Below are 24,531 nucleotides of genomic sequence, written 5' to 3' on the forward strand. Positions count from 1 at the left end.
TGTTTTCAAATTTGAATGCCTCTTCCAGATTCTTCCCGACTTCCTAATCCTAAAAATCGTTCTTCTTCCGTTTTAGAAGATAGGAAGATTCGTCTCCAAAAAGCATCTGATTGGCTTCGTAAAAAAGATCCAATCACTAAAAAACTGGTCGATTCCATCGGGCCTTGTAAATTACAAACTATAGGGAACCCTTATCAGGTTTTGATTAAATCCGTTCTGGGTCAACAACTCTCCGTTAAAGTCGCCCTAACCTTCGAACGTAGGTTGATTTCCCTGGCAGGAAGTAAAAAAATTCCTTCCCCGGATCAGATTCTAATGATTCCAAATGAGGAATTGAAAAAGATAGGAGTTTCCCGAGCAAAGATTGAAACAATCAAACGAATCGCCGAAGCCTATTTGAATCGGGATATCACCGATTCAAAACTTCGTAAATTAGAAGATTCTGATGTTTTAAACCTTCTTTGCTCTTTTAAGGGCGTGGGGCCTTGGACGGCCGAAATGGTTTTGATCTTCGCTTTGGATCGTTGGGATCATTTTTCCATCAACGATCTGATTCTTAGAAAATCGGTGGAAAAACACTATGGAATTTCCAAGGATAATAAAAAAGAAATCCAGCATTTTTTAATGAGTTATTCTCCCTTTAGAACGATCCTTTCCTGGTATCTTTGGGCGGACATGGACGGTGGAGAAGGTTGGAACTAAGAAGGAACTTGTTCCAATACCCTGAAGAAAAATCATCATTAGAGTTGTTAAAAAATTCCATGATTCAGATTAACAAAACCGCTTCAAACGTCCATTTCAATACAGAACTTGTCCCAAAACCTCGGAATCGTAAAAACTCCGACAAAAGAGTGCACGAACAATAAAATCTGTTCGAAAGCCCGTAAATGTTCAAAGAGCCATGATCCGTGGGAACTCCTACATTCAGAGGACTGAGGACAGTGTCGCGGCAATGCCGCTCCCACAGAAGACAGTTTTGGGACAAGTTCACAGCAGAAACGGATAGAGAATTCATTTTTCAACAACTCTATTACTTAGCCGTTTAGAGCAAGGCGTATTAGTTCCCACAAATCCCGTCTTTTCGGGAAGTCTCCAGTTTTTTAAATCGTCTTTTCACAGTTAAACGAGTAATAACTCCTACAATTCTAAAATTTTGAAACAAGTTCAAAAGCTTTTCAAAAACCATCCCTGAATACCACCCTCTCTTTTTTCCTGCGCCAGTATCGATTCGCAAACTGTGCACATTGTATCTACCTGATATATTGGAATCATTGTAATATCATTCCTTAAGAAACAATCCCTTAAGATAAAAGCGCAAATTCCCGGTCTTAATCCGCATAAGCGACTTTCTTTCTTCATGTTTGCCTTTCTTTTTCAAGTAGGATGAAGTTCCCTATTCCAAAAGAAATATATATGCAAAGTATTCTCATATTTTACATCAGTATGCATCAAATGAATCAATTTGAGAAAATATCATGATTTTTCTCCTTACTTTCCTTTTTATATTCTTCCAGGCTTGTTATCCGACAGAAATTGCCAACGCCTCCAACCCGGAAACTAAGGATTATTGGATACGGTTTTTACTTCGAAGAGAAGAAGAGAAAATCACTACTACCGAACTCGAAGCCGAAACGGGAGTCGAATTTGAAACCGAAAGCTCCACACAAAGACCTTTTTCTGAAAATTTAAATCCCCGAGAATTAGAATGGACTTTGTTGATCGGAACATCGGGAGCGAGCACCTATGGAGAAGGCATCGCCGTAGATAACAATGGCTTTATATACGTCGCCGGAGATACGGATAAAGGTGTTTATAAAGCCGAGCCGATTGGAAATCGGGATCTCATTCTTGGAAAGTATGATTCCAGAAAAAATACAATCTGGACCAAACAAGTCGGAGCTCCAAAAATAAGATTGGAGGTTAAAGATTTCGCAGTCGACTCTAATCGAAACGTGTACGTCACCGGTGATACGAAAGACAGTTTTGCAAGTCCGCTTTCAGGCGAAAGAGACCTATTTCTAATCAAATTCAACTCGGACGGATCCCAGGCTTGGGCAAAACAAACAGGCTGCGTAGGAAAAGACTATAGCACAAATGTCAAAAAAATCGCCGTAGATACATTCGGAAATTCTTATATAATTGGGAATTCAACCGGACCTTTTGGAGGAAGTGCAATCGGACCCAACGGATTTATCATCAAGTTCGATACAAACGGTAACCGAATCTGGGTCAAACAGATTTCGGTGAATGGAGCCCATGCCCTAATTTATCTCGGTGGGATTACAATCGATGAAGTTAGGGATATTATTTACGTGACCGGTTCAGGAAGAGCGAACTTTTCAACTAATAGCGTTCCCGGTATCGGATTTCTCGACCTTTTTATTTTTAAATACGACAGTAGTGGTAATCGTCAATTTTTCGCTCAACTGGGTTCCGCCTCCAGCACAACCGAAGGCTCCTCTATCAATGTGGATCCGTCCGGAAACGTTTTTGTGGGCGGAACTAGTAACGGTAATTTCGAATCAGAAACCAAAAACAAATCGAACTTTCGCGGTCTTTTGGTTAAATACGATTCGTCCGGCACTCGACAATGGGTTCAACAATTCGATCCTATAGACAATCGGAGGAAACAAACCGTGATTACCGCAATTACAACTGATGCAAACGGAAATATTTTTACGACAGGCTATAGCAGTGAAAATATCACTAATGAAACGAACACATCGATAGGAAGGAACGATCTATTTTTGACCAAATTCAATTCTTCAGGACAAATCGAATGGACCCAACAGATCGGAACTTCTCAAAGCTCAATATTCAGTACCGGAATCGGACTCGACTCCCAAGGAAATCTCTATTGTTCCAGATATACAAGTCAAAGTATGAATCAAATTCCCAGAAAGGGAGTTTATGATCTATTCCTCCTGAAATTCAAATAACCTTGTCCCAATCGCGATTTCTTTTCTGTTCAAAAAAAATCCGTTTGAGACAAAGGGCTCAGGCGGCAATCATGAACCGAAATCGAAACATCATCCACGTAGGTCTGAGCGATCTATTTTTACCGATCATAGTTCGATCCAAATCCGAAGTCCTTCAGTTCCAATCCAACCTGGAAGAATTAGGAATTGAAATCACAGGAACCAATTACGGACCGAATCAAAATATTCTCACAAGACAACTTTCTCAATCGGTTCTGACAATCCAGCTCATCAACGCCGGTCCGAATATCACACAACTTATCATCATCTCCGAAAATCCGGACGGTTCTTTGGAATCCATAGAAGAAGATTTTGAAAGAGTACTTGAAGCATTCGACAAAGTTTGGCTGATCCAGGGAAAAAACGTGGCAAAAAGTGACCTTACCGTTCGTCTCTTAGCGGACTCTTCCACAGAACACGCATTCAGCGAGATCTGGGAAAAAAGACTTCGTCAGAACAGAGACAGTCTACAACAACTCGGAAGACCCATTTTAGGCGGAGGTCTCAGATTCGTCCTTCCTCCATTGAATCCCCAAGACCCGGAAGACCACGGAATCGAAATTAAAATCGAATCCTTTTTTCCGGATCCTCGCAAAGTTTTTATAGAAGCGATTTTTCTTTGGGGTGCACCGCGTATGATCTCCGAAAAATGGAACGCTTCCGATCGTATCCAAAAAGTAATTCAGTATTCGGAGCAACACCTGATTCCTTTTTTGGACCAAACTTACTAGAAACTTATCTCAAAAAATACTTTATCTTTACTGAAAACGCCGATTCCGATCGTTCTAAAATATTTTTGAAATAGCTTCTCAGCATTAACGAATGCGCACCGTTCTTCGGCTTAGCGACACGAAGAAATATAACCGTCGTCGAAGACAAAATCCGAGCGGAAATCTGTGAGCCATAACGACTCAGCTCGTCCGCTTGCAGACGGAAAAACCCCGAAAAAATCTTCAAAGATATCCGAACCTTTTAAATATTGTCCGGGGATACGGATAAACTCCGACGGCAGGAATTACATCATGATTCGATTTTTACACACAGCAGACATACACCTAAGCCAAAAGGAAAAGGATTATTCTCTCTCCGTCTTAAAAGAAATTGTTTCCAATGCAAACGTAGAAGGATGTACTCACATACTTTTCTGTGGAGATCTTTTCGACCGTAACTCGGATATAGCGGCACTCAAAGTTGAAGTGAAAGAGATTTTAACGGAGTTTCCGGGAAAAATTTTCTTTATCCCGGGAAATCACGAAGAATTAGGCATTCCCGAAGGAACCTATCCGATCTCGGCCGACCTTTCCCCGATGTTGTATCCGCAAAAAACCGACAACTTTAAACTTTGGATCGAGGAAATAGACGGCATCGAAGCGGAATTTTTCGGTTTTCCGTTTCACAGAACTTTAGATTATTCGAATATTCAATTCAACGAAAAAAAGGTTCACTATCGGATCGCCCTTTTACACGGAACCGATACAAAGCTGGTGGAATACCTGGGGCCGTCCCCGGAAGAAACGGATTCCATCCTGGATTCGAAACCGTTTTTGGATGCAAAGTTCGACTATCTTGCTCTCGGTCACATTCATCGAGAACGCTCCGAAAAATCCGGTATTCTTCTCAAAGCCTATCCCGGTTCTCCAAGAGTCGTTTCCTCGGGAGAATTCGGGCCCCGTACAGTCAATATCGTAACTCTTGGAAAAAGCGGAACTCCAATTCTTGAAAAAAAAATCATCACCTGCGCCGGAGAATTCAAAGAATTCTCCGTTTCAGCCAACCTTTCTGGAGAAATTCCGGAACTTTCCAACATACCTCCTCTCGTATCCAAACAAGATTCCGTTCGAATCAACGTTTCCGGAATCGTGGAAGACGAACATATCGTTTCGGAAATCCTGGACCGTTTCTCCAAGTCTCTCGTTTGCAGAAAATTAGAATTCAAAACGGGCGATCTCAAGACCTCTTCGCTTTTGATCGACAATCCTATCGCTAAATTATTTTACGATAAATTAATGTTCAAAAAGAGGAATTGGAACACTCCGGACGCTCCCGATTGGAACGAAATTTTGGTCTTAGGCCTTGAACAAATCGAAGAACATTCGGGGAGAAATTAAAATGATCTCGGGAATTCAATTGAACCGATTCGGCAAATTTATCCAAAAAGAATTTAATCTTTCGGACACAGTCACCGTCTTTTTCGGCAAAAACGAATCCGGAAAAACCACGATCTTCGACGCACTCCGACTCGCAATCGGCAGCAAATTTCTTACTGCAAATCAAGAACCAAAAAAAAGTATTCTTTCACGTTACGGTGAAAAAAGTTTAGACGGTTATAATATTCTAGGCAACGTTCCCGACCTTTCTAAGGAAACGGCTCCTCAGTACGTACACTGCGTTTCTCTCAGAGAAGGTGAATTGGAGTTTGCGTTTAACAACGACAAGTTCATCAAACCCGATTTTCTCCGAAGCAAACTTCTAAACAACGGGATCGACTTGGATGGAATTGCAAGTTCGCTCAAAAAGATCCATTCTCCGAAAACGGGAAGTAAGGACTCGAATCTTTTCGAAACTTTGAAAAAAGAAATTTCGGATCTTAAATCAAAAAGAACCGAACTGATTTTCGAAATCGAAAGCCTACATTCCAGAAACAAAAACAACGCCGAAAAAGAGGAAAAACATCTCAAAGACCGAAACAGAGAATTTGAAATCAAAGATAAACTCGCCGAAATCGAAAAAGATTCCGAATTGGATTCTAAAATTCAAAAAAAGATCAAACTTTTAGAATCTCTTTCCGAGATTCAAAGACTAAAATCCATTCAAGAATTCATCAAGAAAAACTTTCTTTATGCAAAGGACGAATCTTCCGCTTTCGAAAACCTTCAAAAAGAAATCGAAAAATCCCGAAACGCCGTCCACTCTTCCGAGGCATTGCTCAAAGACAAAGAAAATGCAATGAATTCCAAAAAGAAACATCTAGACGAACGACAAAACCTACTCCCAACCCTCCAAAAGATGAAACAAAAGGCGGAGGAATGGTGCGAAAAAATCGACAATACACTCCGGGAAGAGGGTTTTATCGAAGAAATTCGAACGAATCACTCCAGTTCCTCCGGTAAAATCCTAGGAATTATTCTAGTCGGACTCGGTTTTTTAGGACTTGTCGGCGCCTTCAGCGGATTTTTACTTTCCAAATTCTCAACCGCTACACTTTTCAGCGCAGTCTTGATTTCCGCAAGTTTGATCGTTCTCGGTTTCTTTCTGTTCCTACAAAAAAGGGAATCCGTCAATTTCAGATATAGTTCCGAAAAGGAAAAGGACTTTGTTCTCAAAATCTCCGGTCTATGGAACTTAACATTTCCGGAATATTCCATTCCCTTTATAGAAAAGATCGATCATCTAAGACAGTTTTTTCTAAAACAAATTCAAAATTTCGATATAGAATCGCGCCAGATCGAAACCTCGGAAAAAGAAATCCGTACATTGTCAACCGAGCTCGACACGATTCGTTCTACCTTAAGACTCGAATCCGAGAAGTCCGCAGGACTTCAATCCAAAATAAATTCCTGGTTGAACGATAGAAAAGCGGCCACCATCCAAGACTATCACAAACAAGTCGCGGAGCTCCAAGCCCAATCTAGAAATTTTTCCGAAGGTCTGAAAAAAATTCTCACAGATCACTCCGCCAAAAGTTTGGAAGATCTGGAAATTCGGCAAAAAACTACAATCGCAACTATGGACGACGTTCCGATCCAATTTCCGAATGATCCCCAAAGACCATTCAGAGATTCTAAAAAAAAGGAACTCGAAAAAGAACTTCGGTCCCTGGAAAATAAATTAAAAGAATTGAATACCGCAATTCAAGTGGAAGAGGCTCGGATTCAGGATTCTCTTCCCGAAAAGGAAAAGGATCTGATTCGTACGATCCAAACCCTTTCAGAAAAAGAATTATATTTTTCTAATATTGTTTCCAAACGCAGATCCGCAATATTCGCTCAAGAACTCGTCGAAGAAATCTCCAAGGATCAATCCGCCCAGTTCTCGTTCGTATCTTCCGAAGTCGGCAAGGAAATCAACTTTGTGCTTCCGAAACGGGAAATTTCCTTCGAATCCATCGACAAAAAAGAATCGATTAAAATGAAGGACCAATCCGGAGAATTCAGACCCATCGATCATCTCTCGGGTGGAACATTGGCGACTTTCTATCTGATTTTCAAGCTCTTCTTGGCTCGCAAAACCGTTCCGAAACACGGAATTCTCTTGTTAGACGAACCTTTTGTTCATCTAGATACGGAAAGAATCAATTCTGCCCTTTCCTATCTCAAGGCCTTTCAAGAAGAAACTGGGTATCAAATCTGTTTTTTTACAAAGCAGGAAGAACTCGCGGAAATCGTTCTTAAGATTTTTCAAAATTCGACAAAGATCCCTTTGTAAAATCGATCCAAGGTTGTCTAACGTAAGTTCTATTTTTTGAGACGCGCTCTTTAGGTCAAATTTCATATTCAATACCGATCCGCAAGAAATCACCTTGTAAAAACGGAAACACTCTCCAGATGGCTCGTATGAGGGAACAGATCCACCGGAGTCATCTTCGTATATTTGAAGACCTTGGTGAGTGCAACCGCATCCCGTAGCAGCGTCTCCGGATTACAAGAAACATAAAGAATCTTATGTATTTTAGAATTTAATAATATTTTTTTCGTCTCAGGGTCAAGTCCTTCCCTCGGAGGATCCAAAATCACTACGTCCGATTTTTCATTCAAAGCCGCCTGCAAAGTTCGTAAAACCTTTCCCTTGGTAAACGCGACGTTTACGATTCCGTTCGCCTTTGCGGCCCCAACCGCGGAACGGATCGAATTCGAATTTTCTTCCAGTCCGACCACTTTTTTGGATTTAGAAGCAACATACAAGGAGATCGTTCCTATTCCACAATAAGCGTCCACTACATTCGAATCGCTCGGAAGTTCCTGCAAAACGAGATCGTAAAGATTTTTAATCTGAAATGGATTCACTTGAAAGAATGTGGAAAGTCCGATCTGAAAATCAAGATCACCGATCTTTTCCTTTACAAAATGCCTTCCGTACCAAGTCGTTTCTTTTTCGCCCAAAACTACCTTCGTATTTCTTTGATTTACGTTTTGCAGTATCCCCACGACCTCGGCTTTCGATTTCTCATTACATAAGAATTGTTGAATGTATGAATGTAATCTGTCGGCAAGTTTTTTTCTTCCAGGGATTTCGGTCGCGTTCGTCACAATTCCCACTAATATCTCCTGGGATGCGTTCGCCTTTCTGAGTACGATATGTCTCAAAAGCCCGCTTCCGTTTTTTTCATTATAGGGGATGACGTTTTCAGTACGCGCCCAATGTCGGATCGCGGCGGCCACGGTAGTCAAGTCCGCATCTTGAATTCTACATTCTTTTTGATCGATAATATATACGTTCTCTTTATTATGAAGTCCTAAAGTGAGAACGGTTTTTTTCCCGATCTTACGGTGTCCGAACGGAAGTTGAACCTTATGACGATACATCTGCTCCTTCGGACTTTTTATGATCGGTCGGATTTCAAGTTCTTGGAAACCTACGAACCGTTTTTCGACCCCTTCTTGTTTGTGCTGCAGCTGTTTTTCGTAGCTGATATGCAATCGATCACAACCGGCGCATTCCGGATAATGCTGACAGGACTGACTCATGGGAGGTCTCATTCTAATTTCTTCCACTTTCAGGCCCTGGCTTGTCAATTGAATTCGTTTCTTGAAGCAGTTTACATCAGATAAGTCTTTCCGTGTTTGTCCTTAATTGTCGGATCGGCCCCATACTTTAAAAGTAATTCGACAAACTCGGACATTCCGTGAGAAGATTTCGAAAGATTCATACAAGTGACCCCGTTCGAATCCCGGACATTCGGATCAGCCCCCTTTTCTAGAAGAAACCGCAAAGGTTCTAACCTTCCTTCGTTCACGCAATGATGCAAAGGGCTCATTCCGTTCCCATCCCTTTGATCTAGATCAGCGCCGCTTTCGATCAAAGTAGACATCATCGTCGTAGAACGATCCTCCAGAATGGAATGAATGAGGGGAGTCAAACCCGTTTTTTCATCGGGAAGATTCGGATCGGCAAAATATTCAATTAATATACGAACGATCTCCAATCGATCGTATTTCACCGCGAGAGAAAGAGAAGTCATACCGTGAAAACGATTTAGATTCAATCCGCTTTGCAAATAAGAACGAACTCTTTCGACATTTCCATTTTGAATAGCTCTTAAAAAAAAGAAACGTTTCCAAAAAGGAACTGATCCTGTTTTTGCGGAAAGATTCTCTATTTGGGATTTTTTCTCTGTGTTTGATTTTTTATTTTCTTTCACCCTCTACATCCTCTGTTTGTTCGATTTTAAAATCGGAAAAATCGAACTTTTTCACAAATTTACTTCCTTATCTCCGACTCGTAAGCTCGATCTCGAGCCCCAAAACCTTACAATAAGTCGGTACAATCATTTTATAAAAAGACGCTGTGGAGTTCCCACATTCAGAGGACTGATGGCTGTCACGACAATGTAGTTCCCGCACTTTAGGATCGATCCGTAAAGTTCAGATTCCGACTTTTTTAGAAAAATGAATCTCCAACCATCGAACTCACGTTATCCTACATTTTTTAACGATTCAGCGTAAAAAGGCGACTCGATCATAAGAGCTTGTCCAGCCGCAGGTTTCGACACACGCTGTAAATCTTTGTGCATTGAGTTGAACATTCGAATAATTTAAAATTCTTCAGATCCCTTCCAAAATTTATTCGGAACATTTGAATCTTACCTGCTTATTCGAAAGATATCGATTCGTCGTATTACGGATATAAACGATTTTAATCGGCGACTTCCGCGACTGAACTGCCTTTTTCCAACTTTGCGATCAAACGAATTTCTCTATCCAAAAACGCATCAATGAAAGGATCAAGGTCCTTAATTTTACTCGATAACTCATAACCTGCTTCCATCGTTTTCACAAGAGAAGTAGCCCCTACCATGGATGCGGCCACCTTAATCGGAGACAATACGAGTTTGATCATAGGAAGTTTGGAAAGGGAAAAAAAGAATCTAAGCGTATTGCCTACCATTTGAATTTGGGTTCTTCTTTCGTCAAAACGATTCGTTTCACCCATCGCAGCATAAAGATTATCTCTGGAGATTTGACCGTCTTCCATAAGATTATTTTCGATCACAACCTTTGCAGTGTCGTAGTCTAAAGAGTCCGTTAGACGATTCAGAAGAATGATCTGGTGAATGTTTTCAGTCATGGACTTACCCGCGACTGTTTTCAACTTCTCATAAAGATTTTCTAAAGCGTTATCCCTTTCCTCTTTGTTAGTGGGAGAATATAAATTGAATTCGAAAAAATCCGGAATCCCCTCATATCCTTTAATAATAAGAAGGTCCGAATAAGTTGTGCGAAGCCTCTCAATAGTCGCACGAACCACCGCTTTACGTGTTAGTTCCAACACCTGTTGATCCATTCTTAATTCAGGAACAGATTTCGTAAGCTACATAACTTGGGTCAATATAAAAATCAATCCTTAACTACTATGGCTCCAGATCTTAATTTTACGGGTAATAACTTTACAAAACTTTCTGCTTCTTTTTTAGAAGAAGCCGATCCGAATCGCACCGTATAATATCCATTCCTGGATTTTTTGACGATTGCTTTCGTATTTTTTTCCTTTCCTGAAATTGATTTTTTCAATCCATCCGCCTTTTCTTTTTCCTTAAAAGCCGCAACTTGAAGTGAAAATACGCCCGATTCGACTGAAGACTTGGAGGAAATCCGTTTTGATTTTTTTTCCTCGTTTCGTTTCGTCTTTTTAGAATCACTCGGTTCTTTCACGGAAAGAGTTTCAAGCGCAGTTCTGTTTTCCTTTTCCACATGAGTCGAAACCGCTTCCGGTTTCTTAAACTCCACAACTTCGGCTGCAGGCGGAATATTTTTAAAGGTCACGGATTCTTGAGAGTTCGCGTTTGAAGGAGAGTTGACATTCACCTCGGGGATTTCAGCGGAAGCATTGCCTTCGACTTGACCGGGTTCCGAAAAAGGTATTGAATCCTGAATTTTCTGGTTTTTGAATTCGTTTAATGCTAAGGATTCTTCGTTGGAATCGCCCGCACGTTTTTTACCGACTGAAACTCCTAAGAAAAAAAAAGAGAATAGTAGTCCGATTAAAAACGTAGAGAGAATTAGGATTCTCTTATTATCCAGATTGATTACATAAAAAATTTTTTCTTTCATAACATTTTTTCCAATAGAGTGGAATAAAGATTTTTACATTCTTCCTTGAGAGTCTCCAAGTTTCCTTTGTTCCTAATGATATAATCGGCTCTTTTCAGTTTTTCCGTAATAGGAAGTTGACTCGAGATCCTCGCCAAAACGTCTTCTTTTTTAAGTCTATCTCTCGAAATCGTCCTCAAAATCGATTCTTCCGGATCGGAGTCCACGGCTACAGTCGCGTTACAAAGCGTATAAGCGTCGGTCTCGAATAAAAGGGGAACTTCCCAAATCACAATTTTCCCTCGAGCTTGAGTTTTCAAAATTTTTTGAAAATCCTCACGAACCTTGGGATGAATCAAACGATTGAGTCCCGCAAGTTTTTCAGCGTCGTTGAAAACGATATCGGAAATTTTTTTTCGGTCCGGCTTTCCTTCCGAATCCAAAATTCCTTTTCCTAAGAGTCCCACGAGCTCCGGAAGAATAGGAGAGTCTATTTCCGTATAACGTTTCGCTAAACGATCAGCACTGATCCCAAAACCTCCCAATTCTTCCAAAATCTTTACGACAGTACTTTTACCTCCTCCGATCATTCCGGTAATCCCAACCAAAAAGGCCTCTTTACCGGAGTCGGAACTCTGCATACGTTGAAGGATAGAACACCAGGACAAAAGTACAAGCAAAAAAGAAACTTCTCGTTGTAGTTTCCAATCAAGAATTTCAACCTAAACATACGGTCTGTATTTACAGCGCGTCTCAAAACCTGCGGAAACGAACCTTAGAAAGCGGCACTTTAGTTTTCTGCTTTATCAGAAAGATCATGCTGGTAACTCAGGCGTCTCGCTTCTATTGGCGCTCGACGGGTTCTGGTAGTTTCATAAAGTGATGATTATGACAACTTCAGATCCAAAATGTGATCAAACAATATCCGCATCGAGCTCGGAAAGAATATCTTCAAGTTCTCTTTTATCTTGGACCTCAACGAGAAAATCTTCTCCGTATTCATCCGCCTCGAGCCGGACGGCAAAATAACCCGAGTTATCCTCTCCTCTTAAAAAACTTACGTCTAAATTGATCAAACTCAGATCCTCTTCTAGAACCGGAGTCAAAAGAAGATATTGATTTTCACCGATCTCCAAAGCTTCCACAACGATAAAAGAATGAGGATTCCCATCCTCGTCCAAAAGTTGAACGGTTTCCCGAGTCTGCCCCTCGTGTTCTTCATCTTGAAAAAGATCGCTCATCTTCAACTTTCTTCCCTTTCGGAATCGAATTCAAAGGGAAGTTTATTCTTTTTAGAGAAATTACATTCTTTGCATGCGGGGACAAGATTGGCCTTGATAGACTTTCCTCCTTTTGCAAGAGGAATCAAATGATCCATTGTAAGCTCTTCGGGAGAAAATTTTCTTCTGCAATAGTGGCAGATCCCAGTTCCTTTTTTCTTTTTCCACCAGGAAGTTTTGCGAAGATCCTTTGCGATCCTTCTTTGTTTTGCAAGTTCTGCCTCGCTAATCCATAGTATCGGTTCTTCCGGGTCCATTCAAAAATTCTAATCTTTGTAAATCGCCCAGTCGGAACCCGGACCGGAAACGGAAAGTTTCGTTAGATCACTTCTATTGGTCGCAAAAATTCCTTCTTTCAAACCGGACGCGGTCAACAATAAAGTATCACCCTGAGAAAGCGTTTCCCCCTCCACATCGATCCGTCCTCGAAGAACAACCAAAATCTGAAACACAGATTCCTGGTAAACATCCGGAATTCGAAATATTTTTCCGTTTCCGGCAACCTCCAAAGTTTCCATCAAAAACTTATCGTTTGCCGTTAGACGAAATCTATCGCCTTCCTCCCAGAACTTAGGCGAAGGTTTCATCACAACTTCTTCGAAACGTCCGGAATAATCCAAAACGTCGAGGGCTTTGTCGAGATGTAGTTCCCTCGGTCTTCCGTAATCGTAGACTCTGTAAGTGGAATCCGAAGATTGCTGGACTTCCATCAAAAGAATTCCCGCGCCGATTGCATGGATTTTTCCCGGATTTAAAAGAAAAGAATCCCCTTCCTTCACCGGAATCTGCCTTAAGATCTCCTCGGCACGATTTTGTTCCACCAGGACTTTGAACTTCTCTCTACTTGTTGCATTAGAAAAATCGCATATAAGTTTAGCGCCAGATTCCGCTTGTAGAACAATCCAGGCTTCCTTTTTTCCCGCACTCTGCGGATCGTATTTTGCCGCGTACAAATCGTCCGGATGCACTTGGACGGAAAGTTTTTCCTTTGCATCTATGATCTTGATCAAAAGTGGGAAGGATTTCCCTCGAAACGGTTTTCCCAAAATCGAATCCGTGTTTTCCAGATATACGGTCCGAAAGTTTTTTCCGGAAAGAGGACCGTTACTAATCACGGACACGTCGTTTCCATAGTCCGAAATTTCCCAGGACTCTCCGATGTTTCCCTCCGGGATTTTTCTTCCTGAAAAATTCCCGAGCTTTCTACCGCCCCAAATCCTTTCCTTATAAATCGGATGAAAACGGATCACCTTCTGCATAAAACCTATTTTTTCACTCCCTCTAGGAGTTCAATTTTTACTTTGAGGCGATTCTTTTTAAAATGGACGAATCCTTCGGGTTTCAATTTAGCAAGATCCAACTCGTAGACCTTCCCGGGTAACAACTTACCGGCTTCCGCTTCTAAGTTGAGATTTCGAAAACTTTTATATGTACCTTTTCCACCACAGGAATCGCAGAATACGTTGGAGCCTCTGCAATCCGGACAAAGGACACGCACTACCAGAGGAATTTTCGCGGAAAGAGGAAAATTTAATTCTTCGGGAGTTAAGAGAATTCTAATATCGTAATAGATCCCGGAGTATTTTCTCCTATCTCTGTTTCTCATTCCCGCCCGAAGTAACCCTTTTCTAGCCAATTCCACCGCTTGCCCCGCGTATAAAATTCTGGTACTCGGTATCCGTTTGATTTTTGCCGGGTCGTTTTGCCCTTCCAGGGAAGTTTTAAACCGAAATAGAATCTCGGGATGTCTGGAAAGATACCAAAGATCATATTCTTTTCTTCGAACCGGATGTGTGAGAATCTGATAAGAGTGAGCGAATTTTTGAAAGAGATCGGAAGATCCCGTTTCTCGGTTGTCGGGATGGAAAATCTTGGCCAATTCTCGATAACGTGACTTTACCTTTTCAATAGATGCGAGCGGAGAAAGACCCAAATTTCTATAATGATCCGGGAAGTCGGTTTTAGATCCCGAATCATTCATAGAGAAATTTTAATCCTTCGGAAGCTCCTCCTGATAAGGCCCGCCGTTTTCCACCGCTTTAAGCGTGGTTTCCACATCTTCCGCGACAGTTTTAATGCTTCCTTCCACATACTTATCGATTCGACGGATGATTTCCAGTAGATTGGTTCTATAAATTCGAACGAGTTTTACTCTTTGAGCAGGTTCTCGAATCGTGGCTACGTTATAAACCGTTTCTTTTGTACCTGCATCCGTTTTTTTTCTCACGACCAATTCAATGGATTCCGGTCCTTCGTTCTTGATCTTTTCATTTTTCAGAATACTAATCTCTTCGTATTGAGGACGCATTTTGGAAATTAATGATTTTCTACTCCAAAACACGATCGATTCCAATTTCAAGGGAGAATTTTCCGCGCCCGCCCCCGAAACTTTCAATACGAATCTGAGATCTAGCATATAACGATTTCTACTTTGAGGGATTTGATCCTCGTAAGCGGGAATAAATTGACTATAAAGATTATCTTGTATTTTATTTTTTTTGTTTAGAAAGGCGAGACGACTTTCTATTCTTTTGTGAAACTCCGCAATATCTTTTCCTAATACTTCCAGGTCCTTAACTTGTCCCCGTTCATAGGGTAGGATTTTCACTTTACCATCCGGTTCGAACTCTTGGCCCAAAATACCGGCAAAGGCGGAAATTAAAATCAGGAAATAAAATAATTTTTCTTTCATTGTGGATTTTCCCAAAAGCCGTCCTTTATTAGTTTCGGAGGTTCTTTGATTTTCCCCATAATTTTATCAAAAATAGATTGAACTTATCGTCAAATCCTAGAAAAAGGGAAGGCGATATGGAAATCAATCACAGAAAGTCGGGAGAAACAAACATCGTGAGTCTTTCGGGCAGTCTCGACATCTATACCTCAATTGATCTCAAAACATTCTTCGAAAATAGCATCAACAAAGATAACAAAAACGTAGTCGTAAATCTTGAAAAACTTAATTACATTGATTCATCCGGAATCGGGATGTTAATCAAACAATTGAATTACGTGCAAGATCTTAACGGATCTTTTTCCATCGCAAACATGAAACCGGCGATCGAAAAAGTCTTTAAAGTCGCCGGTTTAACTTCTTACTTCAAGACTATGAGCCCCGCCGAATTCAGTTCCAATTATCCTTAACAAGAGTTTTTTCAGAAAAAAATTTCCGGCCAGCAGATTTCAAGAACACGGTATTTTCCGATGTCTTAGCGGTCAAAGTATCGAATCCACTGCCACGAAAACTCAGTTGGATAATAAGATCTTTCGAAGAGTGATCTGCAACACGCACTAAAAACGGGCATTACATCACAAATAAGAGTTTGTAAGGTAAAAAAATGGAACATAGTTCATTAGAGAAATCTAAACTTATGTTCAAAAGACGTAAGAGTTTTCGAATAACTCAACCTGAAACGCGATCCGTAGAGAGCGTTTCATTCCCCGAATAGCGGAGCGTAATGAGGGCTCACAACGTAGTTGAGAAATCAACGCGCCCCTTAGGAAGCCATAACGTTACCCACAAATTAAGAAGGCTTTTGGGATCATAAGGATCAAAAACTGATATTTTTCAAGTGTTCCGACAAGAATGAGGCTTTTTACTTGCAAGAAGTATGATTTTGTGGTAAAGAAAACCTCCCGAGTCTTCCCACCGCCTCTCCCCTCCACCCAAAATCAGGGTGGGGCGTAAGTTTCACAGAGGATTTGTAGTAATTCCGACAGATTTATCTTCAGATCCAAGTATTTGTGGGTAAGGTTATGTTAGGAAGCGTTTCATTGAGTTCTGCGGCTCAGCTTTGCTACGCAAAGAGCCTGCGAATAACTCAACCTCGCTTCTACGGGCGCTCGGTAATGCTACGCTATCTACGGCTATATCTCGCTTACTATGGGGCGCTCGATATATATAAAACGTCCCAAATTCCCCAAAAACGACCAATCTCTCCCGCATTCGGAAGTAATCTGAAATCCATTCTACCTTCAATCAATTCCCCAGGATCCACACGAAACCGTACCGGAAATTGAGAAGAATACGTATCACTTCCCGGAAACCGAACCGTCGTCTTTAAAACTCCATTCATATACACTTTCAGCTCTCTCGGTTTTATACCTTTAGGTCTTTCAGTATACGTAAAGTGCGTTAGGTCCAATTGAACATAAAGAGATTCGTTTCGAAAAGGATCTGCAGTCAGATAAAAACGAAGACCTTCCTCCGGAATCATCCTGCAAAGTCCATCTTGAAGCCTACCGGTTCCCACACCCGGCGCAGAATCCGGTCTATCTCTCTCTAACTGCATTCCATTGTGAATCGCCCAAGTGGAAAGCTCGTCGTAAGTTCTAAAATCCTCGGTACGAAGAGGCTCTCCACTTTCACCCTGATGATCAAAGTTGATGAATTTTTTAAATTTCGGATTTTCTTTCGATTGGAGAAATTCCGTATTGGTAAAAGTAAAACAGAAAAAAACGAGTATCAATCGGTGCCAAACCATCTACTCTAGTATCGACAGGATCGGGAAGAATTTGATCACAATCTCTACAATTGAACAAGCCGGAAAAACAATTCATTCTCCCTGCGTCGTTACCTTGGGAAACTTTGACGGGATTCATCTGGGACATCAAGCCCTCTTAGACCGGGTTTTGCAGGTCTCCCAAAAAACCGGACTTGCTTCCTGCGCCGTTACTTACGACCCCAATCCTGCTGTTGTACTCGGAAAAAAACCCGAAATGAAAAATCTCATGACTTTTGCAGACAAGGAAGAATGGATTCGTCAAAAAGGAATCGATTTTTTAGTCGTACTTTCGTTTAACAAAGAATTGGCGGAAATGAGCGCGGAATCGTTTTTAGAGGAAATTCTCCTCAAACAACTGAAGGCCAAAAATATCATCATCGGTTTCAATCATTGTTTCGGAAAAGAAAGAAGAGGTAATTACGAACTTCTGAAAGAATATTCAGAAAGACTAAAATACTCTGTGGAAAAAATGGATCCAGTATTTTTAAAAGAGATCAAACTTTCCAGCTCGTACGTGAGAAGACTGATCTCCGAAGGCAACGTAAAAGAAGCGGCACATTGTCTGAATCGTTTCTATTCCGTTTCCGGAACCGTGGTCGGAGGACACAAACGAGGAAGAAAAATCGGATTTCCGACTGCGAACGTCCAACCGACGAACGCAGATATTCTCCTCCCTGGCATCGGAGTTTACGCCGGATTTACCACCGTGGCAGGAATCGAATATTCCTCCATGATCAACATCGGTCACAATCCCACCTTCGGGGAAAACGCGATAACTTTGGAATCCAACATATTCGACTTTCAAAAAAATATTTACGATGAAGGGATAAAAATCGCATTCACGGAAAAAATTCGAAACGAGATTAAATTTTCCAGCGTCGAAAATTTGATCGCTCAACTCAAACAAGACGAGATTTCCGCAAGAAACATCCTTAAAACAACAATCAAAGAAAAATCATCCCGTCCTTAAGTGTAAATAGAAACTTAAAAAAGACTTAGAAATCTAAAATAGAAATTTTATAGTTTCAAATTCATTGTCGAAATCCATTCTATATCCCAAGCTTCGTTCTTCCGTATGAATTATTATCTCTTTTTTCCTATGGCGGCTTTTGTTGCAAACACGATGTTCATCGCATTTGTATATGCAAGACGTACCAACAGCCCGATCATCCGCTCTTATTTACTCTATACGATCTCTTTAGATGCTTGGCTTTTCACTTACGCATTCGGTTGGTCCTTTCCTCCGAAACCTTGGATGACTTGGGCATTTAAAATTCTCTCGATCACTTGGCTTCCTCTCGGTACACTTTATTTGGAATTTGTTTTTACGTTTCTAAACAGAAAACCCGGAATTTTTCTTTGGCTTTTTAGAATCGGAATTCCAATTTCGTATCTAATCATCCTTTCCACGGACTGGGTCATCCAGGGAAGCATCCATTATTATTGGGGTAATGAAGGCGAACCCGGTCCTTTGCACTTTTTCGTAATTTCCAACTTCGTCGCGCTTCCCGCCCTTATTGGTTTGGGAGTTTTGACCCAGTCCTTTTTCGCTTCGGGAAAAGACCAAAGAAAACAAACCGGATTGGCTATCCTAGGTTCCATGTTTGCGATATTCCTGAGTTTTTATTCAGAAATCATTCAGGTGGACGATCAGGGAAGAATGTTATCCATGCCTTTGACTTCAATCGGAATCGTGATCCAATCTTTCTTGATTTTTATCGCAATCACGAGATACGGATTTTTAAGAATCAACGTAGAAGGACTCGCAGCGGATTTGTTTCGGGACATTCACGACGGAATGATCTTGGTCAGGCGGGATCGATCCCTTTTTTTTATGAACGAATCCGCAATTAGAATATTAGGAATTTCGAATTCTCCTCCTTCCCACTTTTACCCCTCCGATTTTTTAAAAGGATATCGGGAAAGTCCGGATCATTTTTCCAAAGAGTACGAACCCATTTTCAATGTCGATTGTAGAGGAGTCGAACTCACAAGATCACACATAGAATTGACGGGAAAAGAAAGCGGATACCTTTACATTCTGAGAGATATCAGTGAAAAAATAGAATCCAGAGAAAAGATAAAACGTTTTTATTCCGATTTTAACAAAGATTTGGAAATCGCAAAAATCGCACAAACTTCCGCGATTTCCACAATATTTCCGGAAAGTTCGAAATATAAATTCTATTCTCACTTTCAACCGTTCGAGCTTGTAGGCGGAGATTTTTTACGAGCCTTAGAACGTTCCGACGGAAAATTAGATATCCTTTTTGCGGATGTTTCGGGGCACGGCATTTCCTCCGCCATGGTTGCCGGAATGTTATCTATCTCCTTCCAGTTGGTTATAGAAACAAATCCAACTCCGAAAAAAGCTCTGGAAAAAACCCAAACCTTACTTTTAAATGCGGTATTAAACCATCATGTTTCCGCAATTTATCTCTCGTTCGATCCGGATACAAAAACATTAGAATATTCTTATGCAGGTCATCATCCGATTTTGATTTTTAGGGAAGGGGAAATCATTCCTCTGAGAGGCGTAGGAAGAATCTTGTTGATTACCCCGGACACGGAATTGAACAATTATACTTTTCAACTCAAGAAGGGAGATATTTTATTCCTTTATTCGGATTGTCTTTTCGAAGTGAGAAGTCCTGAAGGAGAAATACTCGGATACGAAAATTTCATGTTAAAAATGAACGAAATCTCGGTTTATACTCCCGTCAACATTCTCAAAACCTGCATAGGCCAGGCCCTGGCCTTCGGCAACGGAAAACTCACAGACGACTTGACGATTTTGATTTTGGAGATTTTTTAAAGAATGAATCCGTACATTCTGATTCCTTTTTCGACCTTAATCATAAACGGATTTTTGTTCTCCTATGTAAGCGCACTCAAAGGAAAATCCGAAACGGTTACTCTGTATCAAAGATACTCTTTTTTACTTTTTCTCTGGCACGTCTCGATCATCCTGTATTGGTCCTTTTTGCCGAATGACTGGGCCACAATCGTTTTCAAAGCGTCCTCCTTTTGTTGGATCTTTATCGGTCTTTTATTCTTTGAATTTGCGGTTCGATTTACAAATTCTTCGTATCGATTTACGATCTACTTCTTCAGAGGCTTTTGCCTCGTTTCGTTCTTGTTAACGATTAGCACGGATTTGGTGATAACGGGCACGATTCGCTCTTATTGGGGAGATATGATTCTCGCCGGTCCTTTGTATCTTCCCATAAGCAACTTTGTAAGCGTAATTCCCACGTTAATCGGTTGTTTCATCCTAATTCGAAACGGATTTCGCTCTTCCAATCCGCTTTTAAAACAACAATCCAGACTCGTCGCTTACGGAACGATCCTTACCTTTCTATTCAGTTTCACCACAACTCTTCTTCCGAGATATTGGAGTGCTTCCCTTACATTTCCTCCGTTAAGCGGAAGCGCCACACTCATACAATCGGTCTGCATTTTTATAGCGATCCATAAATACGGATTTATGGACTTAAAGCTGGAACGTATCGCGTTACGACTTTATTCCGAAATCAGGGAAGGACTAATTCTTCTTTCCTCCAAAGGAATCCTTCTTTTCAGCAATTTATCCGCGAGAAGAATGTTGCATCTCCCAGACAGTCTAAATCTCGGATCGAATTTCGATCTAAAGGATTATCTGGAGAATTTCCCTTCCGACTCCTTCTTTAAAAGAAAAGAATTCGTCAATTTAAGCGTAAAAACGGAAAGCTCTTCCTTGAACTCTCCGGAAGAATTTCTGCAAATTATAGAAAACAAATATCTGGAAGTTTCGTCCTCTCCGATTTCCCTTTCCGGAAAAAACCGAGACAAGATTTATATACTCAGAGACATCACCGAAAAGAAAAATGCGCTTGAGAAAATTATGGAATTATTATATAGATTGGATCTGGATCTGGATTTTGCAAGAGACATTCAGCAAATGATTACCACTCGGGACTTCCCGGCTTCTCCGGACTACAAAATCCATTCCCACTTTCAACCTTATGTTAAAGTGGGCGGAGATATTTTGAATGTGATCAAAGAAAAAGACGAAAGTTTGCACATTCTTTTCGGAGACGTTTCCGGACACGGTATTTCCGCGGCGATGGTGGCTGCGATGATTTCCATAGCGTTCAACGCGGCTACGGGAAGAAGCGGATCCACGGACAAGAATCTTCTTTTTATACACGAGCTTTTAAAGGACACGATCACACTTCATTCCCTTTCTTCCGTATACATGAGATACGTTTCTTCCGAAAGAAAATTAGAATATAGTTATGGAGGACACCACGCCGGTTTGTTGATTAGAAACGGAATCTGTCACCCTATCGAAGGTTCAGGAGAAATTCTTTTTGCGACGTTGTCCCCGAAAATCCAAAGATACGAACTTGACTTGATAAAAGGCGACAGGGTTCTTTTCTATTCGGACGGCTTGTTCGAAGTGAAAAATAGAGAAGGGAACGTTTTAGGAAAAGATCATTTCCTAGAAGCGGTCGGTTCCCTGATTGTAGAAGATACAAATTCCATGATCCGATCGATCCTCTCCTACTCCGATTCTTACGGAGAGGGAGAAGTATCCGACGACATAACGATCTTTTGTTTGGAAATTCTTTAAGAGATTTTTTCCCGGATTAATTTCAAAAAAGGCAGAAATTCGTCTAACGTTCCCGGCAATTCGTATTCGATCGAATCTCCGGCGCGAATGATATCTTTCTCTTCCAAAGCGACCGCTATTGCCGCGAGAATCTCGTTCAACTCGCCCGTTTTTTCCTCGAAACCGATTCCGTCGATTTCAATCTGGGAGAAATCTAGGTCCGGTTTTTTCAACTTCAAAGTGATAAACGAAGTCAGAAGAACGTTGATCTGAGTGACGGATTGAGTCAACAACTCCGTCGCCACCTCGTCTTTTCCGGATTGATAAGCTTCGTTTACCTTTACGAAAGCCTCTTTGAGTCCGCCGATGTTATCGATAAACGTATTCAAAATTTCTTTTAGAGTGGGAAGATCCAAATCCAGAACTTGAGTTCGGGCAATCAGATCCATGATGAAAAGTTTCAAATCTCTCAGATGTTCCAAAAAAGCTTCGATGGCTTCCATGTTATCAAGATTTCCGCAGCTGGAGGAAATTTCGGACATAATTTGAGAAACGGTATTACCCGTTCCCATCGGTTTGATCTGATCGAGTTTGAGGCGTAATAAGGCTGACGCAGAATTCAGTACGTGTCCAATCCATTTGATCCCATCGCCAAGTTGGTTCGATTCTTTTTCGGTAAGAGAATCCCTTCCGAATAACGTAGAACCTACCTTATCCACGTAAAGATCCAATTCAGTTAGAGTGGAAACGAGAAAGTCCATCTCTTCGCCTACGAAAAATTCCATCTTAGTCGCCGATTCGATTCCTTGATCGTTCATGCTGGAAGCTTGAAATTCCACTCCGTCCACCGTACAACCAAGAACATACTTCCCTTTTGACTCGACCCATTTGTTGATCTCGCCGAAAACTTCGCCTAACTTTTTTTCGTTTTCCAGAGAACTATCTAACAGATGTTCGTTGATGTAAATTTCCATTTCACTCTCCTGTTTGGATCACTCGTTTTTGGCGCCTTTGAGATTATTATTCAAATAGGCCCCGACCGCTTTGTTTTTACCGACTCCTTGTTCCATATAAAGAAACTTGGACTTCAGTTTTTTCTCGTAACTCACGAGATGGTTTTCGTATTCCTTAATCTTCTTGTTGTTATCGGTGACTTGTTCTTCGAGCATCTTCACCTTTCCGGAAACAAGCCCACCCGTATCCTGAGTGTAGGGTTTGATGTGTTCGAGAAGATCGACGGCGACTCCCGTATCCATTCTCGCATCGGAGTTCGTATCAATCGCAAAAAGATTCCGCACAGAATCCGGATTTTCCGCAAGTTTAAAGCGGAGTTTTTCTTCGTCCAGAATCAGGAACCCGTCCTGAATATTGGCCCATTTGCTCCCGACGTTTCCGGTGCTGATTCCGATGTCGCTTAACATTCTCACCGCGTTTTCCCCACTTACGGGATAGGAAGAACTTGCTACGGTTTTCATTCCGGCGATCAAACGAAGCACGGTATGTTCTCCTGATAAAAGACCGGATTTAGATTTTCCTTCCCAAAAGCTCTGACCGATTTCACCGGAGTCCTCTTTTCCGTCCTTGATCTGCGCGTTCTTATCCACCGCGGTCGCGTCCTTTCCGAATTTCAAAACGGTGTTGTATGCGGCGACAAATTCCTTGAGCATCTCGAGACCTTTGTCCGAATCCGTTTTGATATCAATGCTCGCGGGTGCTTCGGTTTTTTTGAGAAGGTTCAAAGAAACTCCGTCCAAAACATCCGTAAGTCCCTCGTTTTTGGGGCGATTGACCTCGATCCCGTCGATCAGAAACACCGCGTCTTTCGCTTCGGTGATTTCCTTTGCCGGTTTGGCTCCTTTGAATTCTCCCGGAATCACTACATGAAAAGAATCTAATATTACGGTTTTACCGCTCGAATTTACAAAAAGAATCTTATGGGCCTTCTGACCAGAAGGGAAGGACTTCAGATTGAGGACGATTTTTCCTTCCTGTTTAGAAGCCGTTTCGAAAATCATCTTTTCCTTATTGTTTTCTTTATAAAGAATTCCTAATTCTAGTTTGTCTTCCGGCGCGAACTCGGTGGAAGTTAAGAGTTCTACCCTTGCGTTCTTTTTCAACTCCGTGGTGGGAATTCCGAACTGAAACGAACCCACACTCGCGATCTCCATCCACTTCTTGTCGTTTTCTTCCTTGTAAACCGGCTTTGTATCCGTTGCGATTCCGTATTTCTCCGGTTGAAAAACGGAGGTTTGATCCGCTCCTGGAAAAAAGTTCAACACCTTCGGAGGATCCGCCGGTTCAGTCGCACCCACGAGATTGACCGCTTGTAAAATTCCGTTCGTATCTTCGAATTTCAGTCTCTGCTCTTTGCCCGACAAACCCGCAGTCAACGTAAGAACGTAATTATCGCCGTCCACTTTGACAAGACCCGTGTTCACAAGACCCGCGGCGGAAATTTTAATGGAAGAAGCCAAATCTCGAATCGTTCCTCCGGAGAATTCGATTTCCTTCTCGGAATCTCCCGAAAAGATTTTGAACTTACCTGCAGGAATCTGTTTGTTCGCATCGGTTTTTTCTCCGGAGATTTGATGATAAGTTGCAAGTTCCTTAATTTCGATTTTACGTTTACCGGCGCTCGCAGAACGAGAAGCGTCCCCACTCACGACACCTTCCGGTTCGGAGACGATATTCTTCATCGCAAAAGGAGCGGTAAAAGATATGAGCGCTCTTGTTTTATTCTGCAAGTCAGTCGTAACTACTTTGAGCTCGTTCCACGCTTTTACTTGAGCTTTGTTAAACGAATTCTGTTGCTCAAGTCGACGGATCGGCTTTGCTTCCAGTTCCACCAATTTTTTTACGATCAAATTTGTGTCTTGACCGGAACTAAGTCCTGGAATCGTAAATGCGGGCATCTTATCCTCCTACATTCTT

General features: G+C 41.4%; 23 protein-coding genes. 9 read left to right on the plus strand and 14 right to left on the minus strand.

Annotated elements, in window-relative coordinates; all coding sequences use genetic code 11:
- Window positions 1-15: 15 nt before the first annotated feature.
- From CLV95_RS05430 to CLV95_RS05455, 5 genes are all read left to right on the plus strand, one after another.
- Complete coding sequence (locus CLV95_RS05430) at window positions 16-702, plus strand: DNA-3-methyladenine glycosylase family protein (RefSeq protein WP_002734062.1); 687 nt, start codon at window positions 16-18, stop codon at window positions 700-702.
- A gap of 773 nt (window positions 703-1,475) precedes the next feature.
- Window positions 1,476-2,939: an SBBP repeat beta-propeller lipoprotein, LipL53 family gene (locus tag CLV95_RS05435; RefSeq protein ID WP_002734193.1), complete on the plus strand. Its 1,464-nt coding sequence runs from the start codon at window positions 1,476-1,478 to the stop codon at window positions 2,937-2,939.
- Window positions 2,940-3,010: 71 nt separating this feature from the next.
- Window positions 3,011-3,709: a hypothetical protein gene (locus CLV95_RS05440; RefSeq protein WP_011670789.1), complete on the plus strand. Its 699-nt coding sequence runs from the start codon at window positions 3,011-3,013 to the stop codon at window positions 3,707-3,709.
- A 291-nt stretch (window positions 3,710-4,000) separates the two neighbouring features.
- Complete coding sequence (locus tag CLV95_RS05450) at window positions 4,001-5,086, plus strand: metallophosphoesterase family protein (RefSeq protein ID WP_002734179.1); 1,086 nt, start codon at window positions 4,001-4,003, stop codon at window positions 5,084-5,086.
- A gap of 1 nt (window position 5,087) precedes the next feature.
- Window positions 5,088-7,403 carry an ATP-binding protein gene (locus tag CLV95_RS05455; RefSeq protein WP_002734124.1) on the plus strand — a complete coding sequence of 772 codons (2,316 nt, stop codon included), beginning with the start codon at window positions 5,088-5,090 and terminating at the stop codon, window positions 7,401-7,403.
- Window positions 7,404-7,492: 89 nt separating this feature from the next.
- On the opposite strand, the gene rlmD is transcribed toward CLV95_RS05455, so the two are convergent.
- From rlmD to CLV95_RS05510, 10 genes are all read right to left on the minus strand, one after another.
- Window positions 7,493-8,674: a 23S rRNA (uracil(1939)-C(5))-methyltransferase RlmD gene (rlmD, locus tag CLV95_RS05460; RefSeq protein ID WP_002722312.1), complete on the minus strand. Its 1,182-nt coding sequence runs from the start codon at window positions 8,672-8,674 to the stop codon at window positions 7,493-7,495.
- A 59-nt stretch (window positions 8,675-8,733) separates the two neighbouring features.
- On the minus strand, window positions 8,734-9,336 hold the full coding sequence (locus CLV95_RS05465; protein ID WP_002734012.1) for an ankyrin repeat domain-containing protein: 603 nt from the start codon (window positions 9,334-9,336) through the stop codon (window positions 8,734-8,736).
- 494 nt (window positions 9,337-9,830) lie between these two features.
- The gene (locus CLV95_RS05475; RefSeq protein WP_002733964.1) at window positions 9,831-10,478 is read right to left on the minus strand and encodes an FFLEELY motif protein; all 648 of its coding nucleotides are present in this window, start codon (window positions 10,476-10,478) and stop codon (window positions 9,831-9,833) included.
- A gap of 53 nt (window positions 10,479-10,531) precedes the next feature.
- Entirely contained in the window at window positions 10,532-11,245 is a 714-nt protein-coding gene (locus tag CLV95_RS05480) for an SPOR domain-containing protein (protein ID WP_002729463.1), read from the minus strand.
- Window positions 11,242-11,865, minus strand: a complete 624-nt coding sequence (coaE, locus tag CLV95_RS05485; protein WP_016561310.1) for a dephospho-CoA kinase — start codon at window positions 11,863-11,865, stop codon at window positions 11,242-11,244. The genes CLV95_RS05480 and coaE overlap by 4 nt, the downstream gene beginning before the upstream one ends.
- A gap of 273 nt (window positions 11,866-12,138) precedes the next feature.
- Window positions 12,139-12,465, minus strand: coding sequence for a DUF1292 domain-containing protein (locus CLV95_RS05490; RefSeq protein ID WP_002729472.1), 327 nt, complete (start codon window positions 12,463-12,465; stop codon window positions 12,139-12,141).
- A gap of 2 nt (window positions 12,466-12,467) precedes the next feature.
- Complete coding sequence (locus CLV95_RS05495) at window positions 12,468-12,761, minus strand: HNH endonuclease (protein WP_002734311.1); 294 nt, start codon at window positions 12,759-12,761, stop codon at window positions 12,468-12,470.
- 9 nt (window positions 12,762-12,770) lie between these two features.
- Window positions 12,771-13,763 (minus strand): type I phosphomannose isomerase catalytic subunit, encoded by a 993-nt coding sequence (locus CLV95_RS05500; RefSeq protein ID WP_002729480.1) that lies wholly within the window; start codon window positions 13,761-13,763, stop codon window positions 12,771-12,773.
- Between the two features lie 5 nt (window positions 13,764-13,768).
- Window positions 13,769-14,485: a J domain-containing protein gene (locus tag CLV95_RS05505; RefSeq protein WP_002729451.1), complete on the minus strand. Its 717-nt coding sequence runs from the start codon at window positions 14,483-14,485 to the stop codon at window positions 13,769-13,771.
- A 9-nt stretch (window positions 14,486-14,494) separates the two neighbouring features.
- On the minus strand, window positions 14,495-15,196 hold the full coding sequence (locus CLV95_RS05510; RefSeq protein ID WP_002729449.1) for an LIC_12936 family protein: 702 nt from the start codon (window positions 15,194-15,196) through the stop codon (window positions 14,495-14,497).
- A gap of 116 nt (window positions 15,197-15,312) precedes the next feature.
- Here CLV95_RS05510 and CLV95_RS05515 point away from each other — a divergent pair, with 116 nt between their 5' ends.
- Window positions 15,313-15,645, plus strand: coding sequence for an STAS domain-containing protein (locus CLV95_RS05515; protein WP_002729495.1), 333 nt, complete (start codon window positions 15,313-15,315; stop codon window positions 15,643-15,645).
- A 737-nt stretch (window positions 15,646-16,382) separates the two neighbouring features.
- Here CLV95_RS05515 and CLV95_RS05520 read toward each other — a convergent pair.
- Together CLV95_RS05520 and CLV95_RS19745 are read right to left on the minus strand one after the other, a co-directional pair.
- A complete protein-coding gene (locus tag CLV95_RS05520) occupies window positions 16,383-16,985 on the minus strand; it encodes an LIC10729 family protein (protein WP_002729493.1) in 603 nt (200 codons plus the stop codon).
- Window positions 16,897-17,103: a hypothetical protein gene (locus CLV95_RS19745; RefSeq protein ID WP_080595541.1), complete on the minus strand. Its 207-nt coding sequence runs from the start codon at window positions 17,101-17,103 to the stop codon at window positions 16,897-16,899. Before CLV95_RS19745 ends, CLV95_RS05520 begins: the two co-directional genes overlap by 89 nt.
- Here CLV95_RS19745 and CLV95_RS05530 point away from each other — a divergent pair.
- The 3 genes from CLV95_RS05530 (at window position 17,017) to CLV95_RS05540 (ending at window position 21,621) form a co-directional block, all read left to right on the plus strand.
- Entirely contained in the window at window positions 17,017-17,976 is a 960-nt protein-coding gene (locus CLV95_RS05530) for a bifunctional riboflavin kinase/FAD synthetase (protein ID WP_002734301.1), read from the plus strand. The genes CLV95_RS19745 and CLV95_RS05530 overlap by 87 nt on opposite strands.
- Before the next feature lie 105 nt (window positions 17,977-18,081).
- Complete coding sequence (locus CLV95_RS05535) at window positions 18,082-19,821, plus strand: SpoIIE family protein phosphatase (protein WP_016561296.1); 1,740 nt, start codon at window positions 18,082-18,084, stop codon at window positions 19,819-19,821.
- Between the two features lie 3 nt (window positions 19,822-19,824).
- Window positions 19,825-21,621, plus strand: coding sequence for a SpoIIE family protein phosphatase (locus tag CLV95_RS05540; protein WP_107694885.1), 1,797 nt, complete (start codon window positions 19,825-19,827; stop codon window positions 21,619-21,621).
- On the opposite strand, the gene CLV95_RS05545 is transcribed toward CLV95_RS05540, so the two are convergent.
- Entirely contained in the window at window positions 21,618-22,574 is a 957-nt protein-coding gene (locus CLV95_RS05545; RefSeq protein WP_002729482.1) for a hypothetical protein, read from the minus strand. The two genes, CLV95_RS05540 and CLV95_RS05545, sit on opposite strands and share 4 nt — an antisense overlap.
- 18 nt (window positions 22,575-22,592) lie before the next feature.
- On the minus strand, window positions 22,593-24,512 hold the full coding sequence (gene fliD, locus CLV95_RS05550) for a flagellar filament capping protein FliD (RefSeq protein ID WP_002729488.1): 1,920 nt from the start codon (window positions 24,510-24,512) through the stop codon (window positions 22,593-22,595).
- Window positions 24,513-24,531 lie beyond the last annotated feature (19 nt).

The organism is Leptospira borgpetersenii serovar Javanica (genome assembly GCF_003046425.1).
Lineage (GTDB): Bacteria > Spirochaetota > Leptospiria > Leptospirales > Leptospiraceae > Leptospira > Leptospira borgpetersenii.

Bases quoted from the DNA above. Each gene is read 5' to 3' on its own strand.
- fliD (WP_002729488.1), bottom strand. From the start codon at position 24,512: ATGCCCGCATTTACGATTCCAGGACTTAGTTCCGGTCAAGACACAAAT.
- CLV95_RS05475 (WP_002733964.1), bottom strand. From the start codon at position 10,478: ATGGATCAACAGGTGTTGGAACTAACACGTAAAGCGGTGGTTCGTGCG.
- CLV95_RS05455 (WP_002734124.1), top strand. From the start codon at position 5,088: ATGATCTCGGGAATTCAATTGAACCGATTCGGCAAATTTATCCAAAAA.
- CLV95_RS05480 (WP_002729463.1), bottom strand. From the start codon at position 11,245: ATGAAAGAAAAAATTTTTTATGTAATCAATCTGGATAATAAGAGAATC.
- CLV95_RS05505 (WP_002729451.1), bottom strand. From the start codon at position 14,485: ATGAATGATTCGGGATCTAAAACCGACTTCCCGGATCATTATAGAAAT.
- coaE (WP_016561310.1), bottom strand. From the start codon at position 11,865: ATGCAGAGTTCCGACTCCGGTAAAGAGGCCTTTTTGGTTGGGATTACC.
- CLV95_RS05535 (WP_016561296.1), top strand. From the start codon at position 18,082: ATGAATTATTATCTCTTTTTTCCTATGGCGGCTTTTGTTGCAAACACG.
- CLV95_RS05515 (WP_002729495.1), top strand. From the start codon at position 15,313: ATGGAAATCAATCACAGAAAGTCGGGAGAAACAAACATCGTGAGTCTT.
- CLV95_RS05430 (WP_002734062.1), top strand. From the start codon at position 16: ATGCCTCTTCCAGATTCTTCCCGACTTCCTAATCCTAAAAATCGTTCT.
- rlmD (WP_002722312.1), bottom strand. From the start codon at position 8,674: ATGAGACCTCCCATGAGTCAGTCCTGTCAGCATTATCCGGAATGCGCC.
- CLV95_RS05500 (WP_002729480.1), bottom strand. From the start codon at position 13,763: ATGCAGAAGGTGATCCGTTTTCATCCGATTTATAAGGAAAGGATTTGG.
- CLV95_RS05545 (WP_002729482.1), bottom strand. From the start codon at position 22,574: ATGGAAATTTACATCAACGAACATCTGTTAGATAGTTCTCTGGAAAAC.
- CLV95_RS05540 (WP_107694885.1), top strand. From the start codon at position 19,825: ATGAATCCGTACATTCTGATTCCTTTTTCGACCTTAATCATAAACGGA.
- CLV95_RS05520 (WP_002729493.1), bottom strand. From the start codon at position 16,985: ATGGTTTGGCACCGATTGATACTCGTTTTTTTCTGTTTTACTTTTACC.
- CLV95_RS05440 (WP_011670789.1), top strand. From the start codon at position 3,011: ATGAACCGAAATCGAAACATCATCCACGTAGGTCTGAGCGATCTATTT.
- CLV95_RS05435 (WP_002734193.1), top strand. From the start codon at position 1,476: ATGATTTTTCTCCTTACTTTCCTTTTTATATTCTTCCAGGCTTGTTAT.
- CLV95_RS05510 (WP_002729449.1), bottom strand. From the start codon at position 15,196: ATGAAAGAAAAATTATTTTATTTCCTGATTTTAATTTCCGCCTTTGCC.
- CLV95_RS19745 (WP_080595541.1), bottom strand. From the start codon at position 17,103: ATGAATCCCGTCAAAGTTTCCCAAGGTAACGACGCAGGGAGAATGAAT.
- CLV95_RS05450 (WP_002734179.1), top strand. From the start codon at position 4,001: ATGATTCGATTTTTACACACAGCAGACATACACCTAAGCCAAAAGGAA.
- CLV95_RS05490 (WP_002729472.1), bottom strand. From the start codon at position 12,465: ATGAGCGATCTTTTTCAAGATGAAGAACACGAGGGGCAGACTCGGGAA.
- CLV95_RS05495 (WP_002734311.1), bottom strand. From the start codon at position 12,761: ATGGACCCGGAAGAACCGATACTATGGATTAGCGAGGCAGAACTTGCA.